At 33.8% G+C, this 7,576-nt stretch carries 6 protein-coding genes; 1 reads left to right on the top strand and 5 read right to left on the bottom strand.

What is annotated here, in order from left to right:
- Positions 1-114: 114 nt before the first annotated feature.
- Together QXW15_RS04715 and QXW15_RS04710 are read right to left on the bottom strand one after the other, a co-directional pair.
- On the bottom strand, positions 115-837 hold the full coding sequence (locus QXW15_RS04715; protein WP_048100777.1) for an RNA methyltransferase: 723 nt from the start codon (positions 835-837) through the stop codon (positions 115-117).
- Positions 837-1,619, bottom strand: a complete 783-nt coding sequence (locus QXW15_RS04710; RefSeq protein ID WP_287954989.1) for a peptidylprolyl isomerase — start codon at positions 1,617-1,619, stop codon at positions 837-839. Before QXW15_RS04710 ends, QXW15_RS04715 begins: the two co-directional genes overlap by 1 nt.
- 215 nt (positions 1,620-1,834) lie before the next feature.
- On the opposite strand from QXW15_RS04710, the gene QXW15_RS04705 reads away from it, so the two are divergent.
- A complete protein-coding gene (locus QXW15_RS04705) occupies positions 1,835-3,316 on the top strand; it encodes a D-glyceraldehyde dehydrogenase (protein ID WP_048100775.1) in 1,482 nt (493 codons plus the stop codon).
- Positions 3,317-3,329: 13 nt separating this feature from the next.
- On the opposite strand, the gene pyk is transcribed toward QXW15_RS04705, so the two are convergent.
- The 3 genes from pyk to argS all read right to left on the bottom strand — a co-directional run bounded on the left by pyk (position 3,330) and on the right by argS (position 7,572).
- Positions 3,330-5,003: a pyruvate kinase gene (gene pyk, locus QXW15_RS04700; protein ID WP_287961213.1), complete on the bottom strand. Its 1,674-nt coding sequence runs from the start codon at positions 5,001-5,003 to the stop codon at positions 3,330-3,332.
- Between the two features lie 83 nt (positions 5,004-5,086).
- A complete protein-coding gene (locus tag QXW15_RS04695) occupies positions 5,087-5,701 on the bottom strand; it encodes a thiamine phosphate synthase (protein ID WP_287950953.1) in 615 nt (204 codons plus the stop codon).
- Positions 5,702-5,937: 236 nt separating this feature from the next.
- Positions 5,938-7,572: an arginine--tRNA ligase gene (gene argS / locus QXW15_RS04690; RefSeq protein ID WP_342790032.1), complete on the bottom strand. Its 1,635-nt coding sequence runs from the start codon at positions 7,570-7,572 to the stop codon at positions 5,938-5,940.
- Between the last annotated feature and the right edge of the window lie 4 nt (positions 7,573-7,576).

Raw genomic sequence — 7,576 nt, 5'->3', positions numbered from 1 at the left:
GGAAAGCATTGTTATCTTTAACAGGTATGGCGTAACTGGCAGATCATCTATTTTTCTATTTGATGTTAGCATTTTCCTTACGCTAGTTATAAATGCATAACCGATTGATAAACTTTATTCATGCGTTTTATTTTCCAGACGGTTTATGATCTGTCTTAGTATTCCCATTATTTTGTAAAATTCAGATTCTGTTATCTGGGCACGGCCAATGATTTTATTAAGCATTGTCATAAGTATGTTGATCTGAAAATCCTTGTAATCCACTAAGGTTAACAAATATTCGATTCTGGACATTAAAACATTTAAATTTTCGGAGGTTATAACATCTTTAGCCTCTATAACATTTGTTTTATAGTATCTCACAATCATTTCATATAAAATAATCGCAACTGCATGGGATAAATTATAAACAGGATATTCAGGATTCCCTATAATTTTTATGAAAAAATTGCATTTATCCAGTTCAGAATTATGAAGACCGTTATCCTCACGGCCAAATACCAGTGCAACCTTCTGCCCGTTCAGACCATAATTATCCCAGAAGTATTCTGGTGATACTGGGACACGCCTAAATTTGTTCCCTGATTTTGAAACATCTGATGTTCCGGCAATTATATCAAAACCTTTAATGGCCTCTTCAAATGTATTATATATTTTTGCATTTTTTAAAATGTAATCACCATGCATGGCGCGATGCATGGCCTCCTCATCAGGTATAGTCTTAATTATTCTTAAGTCTGTTAAACCACTATTTGCCATGGATCTGGCAACTGCGCCAATATTTCCCTGATATTTTGGTTCAACAAGGATTACTGAAATAAGATTTTTAATGTCCATTATTGCTTTTCTTTAACTTCCTGATTCTCTGAGGTGCCATTATTTTCTTCCTTATTTTCTTCCTTATTTTCTTCCTTTTTCTCTGATTCCTGAACTTCCTCAGATTTCTTTTCCTCCCTCTTGTAAAGCTCTTTAATTATTGTATCCTTATCAGGTATGTATTTTCTTATGTCGTTTGCTATTCTATATTTTGAATCAAGCCAGTTAACATCAAATTTTGCCTTTTCAGGTATTTGAATATTTATTATATCATTTTCTAATGATACCTCAAATTCATCAGCGTCACTGTACTCCATATCTATTATGGCCTTTACCTTTTCAGATTCGTCAGTAATAACCTTTTTAATTTCGTATTTATAATACAGGTCCTTACCTGCAAGTTCATGATTATAATCAATAAGCACCCTGCCCGGGGTAACTGATATTATCCTGCCAATTTTGTTGCCAATATTAACCTCCTTGCCGACCTCTGGTGTTATATTATTCCTCTGGAACTCCCTCATTGGAACAACCTTAATATTTTTATTATCCCTGAGGCCATATGCATCCTTTGCCGGAACAACAACCTCATATTCCTTTCCTATTTCGGCATTTTTAAATGAGTCATTTATTGCCTTAAACATGCCCTCGCTACCAATAATTAATACAACATCCTTGTATTTCTTCTTATCATCGAAAATATTCTCTGCCTTCGCAACATCTTCCTTGCTTGTTGATATTAATTTTTTGTCTGGGCCAGCCCTCATCTCGTAACTAAGTTCTATGAAATCACCATCATTCATTAACAATCACCGATAAACTTACTGTTTGAGATTAATTATTTATATATATATTTATTGAAAAAATCAGGTTTACCTTCTTAAGTTTGGTTTCATTTAATAATTTAATCAAAATATTTTATTATCTATGCATTAATATAAACATTAATAAAAGAAAAGTAATCTCAACATTTTTATGTTTATATAAACGTTTTTATATTGAATAGTAATAAAAACTTATGCAGATATATATAAATGGTGAGTGGAGGGATTCATCAAGCAAGGATGTTTTAAATAAATATAATCCTGCAAATGGCCAGGTTATAGATACATTTCCAGCAGCAACAAAGACAGATGTTGATGATGCAGTTGATGCGGCAGAGGATTCGTTTGAGGGGTGGTATAATCTTGGGACCTCTGAGCGTGCAAAGATATTGTTTAAGGCAGCACATCTCATAGCCCAGAACAGGGAAGAGCTTGAGAATTTATTAATGCTTGAGGTCGGGAAGATAAAGAGAGAGGCTTCAGATGAGGTAGACGGCGTACTTGATCAGATAAACTATTATGCAGAATTTGAAAGAAAACTTACAGGCCAAATAGTTGAGGGTACAAATTCAAAAAGAAAGATATTCCAGTATAAGGTTCCCTACGGTGTTGTGGTAGCAATTACACCTTGGAATTTCCCTGCAGCAATGGTTGCAAGAAAACTCGCACCCGCACTTTTAACAGGAAATACAATAGTATTAAAGCCCAGTTCTGACACACCGTTAACAGCTGCATGGATTGTAAAAAAATTTATTGAGGCAGGTGTCCCAAAGGGTGTTTTAAATCTTATTACAGGAAAGGGGTCAGAAATTGGTGATTACATAGTTCAGCATAAAAAGGTTTCACTTGTAACAATGACCGGGTCAACATCCACAGGCCAGAAAATAATGCAGAATGCATCAAATAACATGGCCAAGCTTATACTGGAGCTTGGTGGTAAGGCACCTTTCATAGTCTGGAAGGATGCAGATATAAGGAGGACACTCAAATGCATTACATGGGCAAAATATCTTAATGTGGGACAATCATGCATTGCAGCTGAAAGGCTTTACATTCACGAGGATATATATGATGAGTTCATGAAAAAATTCCTGGAGGTTACAAAAAGAATTAAAATAGGCAATCCAGAAACAGCTGACCTCGGGCCATTAATAAATAAGTCCGCACTTAAAAATATTCAAAGCGTTGTTGAGAATGCCAAGGAAAGCGGGTACAAAATACTTACAGGCGGAAATGTACCAAATCTTGAGGAACCATATAGGAATGGCTACTTCTTTGAACCCACGGTTATTGAGGATGTTAACCAGGACTCTCCAATATTCCAGGAGGAAATTTTTGGACCTGTTATAGGGACGGAAAAAATTTCAACAACAGATGAACTTTATAGAAAGGCAAATGATTCAAAATACGGACTGGCTTCTTATTTATTCACAGAAGACCCAGAATTAATGCTTGAGGCCTCAGAAAAAATAAGATTTGGAGAACTTTATATTAATATGCCAGGCCCTGAGGCGTCACAGGGATACCATACAGGTTTCAGGATGACAGGACAGGCAGGTGAGGGTAGCATTTTTGGTATTAATGAATACCTTAAAGTAAAAAATGTATATATTGACTATTCCAGAGGAGACCTCAAAATAAATACTGTAAGGGATTCCCTCTTTGATAATTTATAAATTTTTTATATATTTATATATATGTAATTATACCGGTATCTGAATCAACATTTATTTCCATGTCAGGCATAATATTGCTGCTGAATTCTGTATTATAAACAAGTGTGATGTTATTATTAATGAAATAATCCTTTATTCTTTCGCTCACACATGACCTGAATATAACAGCATCAAATTTTGTATATTCTGCATTCTTATCATATGAATCTGCTATAAGAATATTCCCTGAACCATTGCCAGTGTTAATTTTCCCCTTTATACTTTTTCCAACAGCATAGCCCCTGCCCAGAAATGCGCCTATATTTAGCACCTTAATATCATTTGTTCCACCAAATATAAGCGATGGTGATCCAGATATAACAATGGTTTTTTGCCCTGCCCTGAGAATATTCTTGGAGGATAGTTCGTTAATAATATCATAAATATTATTTGAGTTTACGTAATTCTTGGGAACCACCACAGGTATAACCCCACGAAGCAGATTTAATGCCTTTGCCAGATTTTCCGAAGTTACCACAGCGTATATATCCTGTTCTGGCCTTATTGATGAAATTATTCTTGCGGTATGACCTGATTTTGTCAGTGCTATAATTGAGTTTATATCCACGCCCTCAACTATACGCCTTAACCCGAGAGATATTGAGAAGGCAAGGCGGTCCGTAAATATCGTTTCTGGTTCTGAAAAACTTAACTTATGGGACTCAACAAATTCTGATATGTCGCTCAGGTATGAAACTGCCTCCACAGGATATTTCCCTATTGCAGTTTCCTCTGAAAGCATTAAGGCATCTGTATCATCCAGAATTGCATTTGTAACATCTGAAACCTCTGCCCTTGTTGGCGAATCGGCATTTACCATTGACTCAAGCATCTGTGTGGCAACTATTGTTGGCACAGCCTTTCTGTGTGATTCCATAATAATTTTCTTCTGGGCCATGGCAACCTCCTTTAAAGGAAGTTCCACGCCAAGGTCTCCCCTGGCAACCATTATAAAATCAGAGGCATTAACAATGGATTCTATATTGTCATATCCCTTTTTTGTTTCTATCTTGCTTACAATGCTGGCTGAACTGCCGGACTCATATATATAATCCTGAAGATCGTATACATTTTCCTTCTGCTGGACAAATGAAAGTGCATAAAATGTTGCCTCGGACTTTATTCCCTCGCCAATAAAAATTTTATCTCTTTCAGTTATTGTCCCAAGATCTATATATCTGCCAGGGATATTAACCCTTGATGTATCGTGAATAATTCCTGAATCTAATGCCGTGGTGGTAATATCATTATCTTTTACAGAGAGTACCTTAAAATGAATTTTTCCATCATTTATTGCAATTACAGTTTCCTCATCTATATATTTTGTAATATCATGGTTTAATGTTATATCCGCATTTGTATTTGCAGATGATATAACATAATTTTTACCTGCTTCTATATTTATATAACCGCTCTTGAATAAACCTGTTCTAAGTTCCGGGCCCTTAAGGTCAACCATAATGCCTATTTTGGTATTTAGGTCGGAATTTATTTTATTTAAAAGCTTGCTGACACTTAATATATAGCCAGGTTCAATGTGCGCTGTGTTTATCCTTATAACTGATAAACCTTTTCTGGCCATATTTTTTAATATATTTTCATTAAAACTCGCAGGACCTATTGTGGCCACAATTTTAGTCTTTGGCATAACAATTTATTGTAACATCCATATTAATATTTATCCAATAGCCAGTATATAAGATAAATAGGTTATATAATAAATTATTAATTTTACAGGCCGGCAAGTTTTAATTTTTCTTTTAGTTTCTTTGCAGCCATTTTTGGATTTGAACTGTTCATTATGTATGAAACAACAACCACGCCACTGACAGGATACCTTAAAATCTCATCTATATTTTTGTCATTTATACCACCAACGGCAAAAACAGGCACATGAATGCCATCCATATTTTTTAATAAATCAAGACAGCATATTTCGGCGTTCTTATTTGATTCACTTTTAAAGCATAAACCTGTGCTTATATAATCAACATAATCCTGATATTTGAGGGCCATTTCCCTTGAGCAGTGTACAGATATGCCAAAAATTTTATTTTTATATTTAGACCTGTATTCTCTAATTTTTTCTATTTCAGTATTGGATGCAAAATGTATGCCATCGGCATTTATGTTATCCATTAAAATTATATCATTAAATACTGTGAGTTTTTTGCCATAATCATCACAAAGTTTTCTGATTTTTTTACCATAATCAATGTTTTTTCCTGATGTGTCCATGTATTCAACTATATCAACCCCACCATTAAGTGAATCCTCTATAATGTTTAGCAGGTTAGGCTTATTATAATTATATGTCACAAGATAAAGGCCGGAAATAGATTTCATAAGTTTAATTATAAAATTAATATAATTATAGTTTTCGCAGAAGAATTATGAATTAGAGCTTTTTTTAATAAAATAATTCTATCCCTAATAGCTTCTATAATAAATTCTGACCTGTTTCTATAACCAAGTTCAGATGATTTTTTTCAGCTTTTTTATTATTTAGTAACCAGGAAAAAATTGGGTGAAACAGATTATACAATTAAAAAGGTTTGATCTTTATAATTTAATTTATAATTTTAAATTTCATCAAGAAGCTTTATGCCTATAAGCTTTGAAGCATCCTCCATAATGTTTTTGTACACCATTATAAGCAGAATTCTTTTTGACTCTTCAGGGGTGTTTATAACAGGACAGTTTAAGTAAAATTCATTAAATGCCTTTGATAAATTCAAAAGATAATTGGCGATTATATCTGGCCTTAAGAATTCGACAGCGCTTTTTAATGAATATGGATATGAATACATTACCCTGATTAAATCCTTCTCATATTTATTATAATCGTTACCAAGCTCTCCCCCTGATTTTGATGATTTTCTAAGAACACTGCACGCCCTTGCATATGAATACATTATATAAGGTGCTGAATCCCCCTCAAAATTTAATGCCTCAGACCATTTAAATACTATTGGCTTGTTGGCATTTACACGTACAATATTAAATCTTATTGATGATGCGGCTATGGCCTCACTCACATTTTTTATTAAATTTTCATCATAATCCGGCCTCTTTTCCTTTATAATTTTTACAGATTCCTCAATGGTTTTTTCATAAAGATCGTCAAGTGTGACTATTCTTCCCTTTCTTGTTGACATCTTCCCATTTTCAAGTGATACGAATCCATAAAAAACAAAGTCTATTTTAGACTGAAAATCAAAAAATGTTTTTAAAACATATTCAAGATTTTTCGCATGATCCTTGTGGTCCTCACCAAGAACATCAACAAGCCAGTCAAAATTTTCCTGCTTAAATAGATGATAAACAATATCGCGGGAAAAATATAATGATGTACCGTCAGCCCTTGTAAGGAATATTTTTTTATCACCAATCTCAATGTATTTTGCACTCCCCTCACTTTTTAGATTTTCAGATATTGATTCAAGCATTTTATTAACGTCACCGTATAATATAAAGTTTGATTCCCATACATATGTTGATATTTCAATACCTATCTTTTTAAGTGATGCTTTTACAGAATCCAGAACAATTGATGCGACGTGCTGTATATTATCTATTAATTCCTTATCCCCCTTTTCGTATCTTTCCGCAAGTGCCTCTATTTCATTTTCTATAGATTTATTGGTCTCCATTTCGCGGTAAATTCTCTGGTATCCATCAAGAAGGTTCTGCAGATCCGGTTTCTCATTTTTATGATACTTTACATGCCCAAGATAAAGAGATATTACCTGCTTTCCAGAATCGTTAACAAAATACTGTGTGCATGACCTGTAGCCGTACCTCTCAAGAATTTTATATATGGAGTCACCAATAATTGAGTTTCTAATCCTACCGACATGTATTGGACCGGTTGGATTGGCACTTGTATGCTCTATTAAAACCTTGGACGTATCCTGAAATGTATTTGGAAAATATCCAAAGTCTTTAATGGAATTATATATTATACCAAGCATATTTTCAGGCCTTATAAAAAAATTTATGTAATTCCCCTGTAAATCTATTCTTTCGATAAAATCCTCAGAAAGATTTTCCTCTATTTTTTTTAATATAATTTTCGGGTCTTCCTTTAATTTGAATATTTTAAGTGTAAAATCACCATAATCCCTGCCAAGTTCAACATCGTTCTGTGATATATCTGGATATAATTCCCTTAACCTTTTTAGTATTATTTCCTTATAATCATCAAATATTAGCATGAGC

It is taken from the genome of Acidiplasma sp., from assembly GCF_038728925.1.
GTDB lineage: Archaea > Thermoplasmatota > Thermoplasmata > Thermoplasmatales > Thermoplasmataceae > Acidiplasma > Acidiplasma aeolicum.
The sequence above is the reverse complement of the archived record's forward strand: the minus strand, read 5'-3'. Positions and strand labels throughout refer to the sequence as shown.

Coding starts and splice junctions, on each gene's coding strand:
- QXW15_RS04715 (WP_048100777.1), bottom strand. CDS start 837: ATGGACATTAAAAATCTTATTTCAGTAATCCTTGTTGAACCAAAATAT.
- QXW15_RS04710 (WP_287954989.1), bottom strand. CDS start 1,619: ATGAATGATGGTGATTTCATAGAACTTAGTTACGAGATGAGGGCTGGC.
- QXW15_RS04705 (WP_048100775.1), top strand. CDS start 1,835: ATGCAGATATATATAAATGGTGAGTGGAGGGATTCATCAAGCAAGGAT.
- pyk (WP_287961213.1), bottom strand. CDS start 5,003: ATGCCAAAGACTAAAATTGTGGCCACAATAGGTCCTGCGAGTTTTAAT.
- QXW15_RS04695 (WP_287950953.1), bottom strand. CDS start 5,701: ATGAAATCTATTTCCGGCCTTTATCTTGTGACATATAATTATAATAAG.
- argS (WP_342790032.1), bottom strand. CDS start 7,572: ATGCTAATATTTGATGATTATAAGGAAATAATACTAAAAAGGTTAAGG.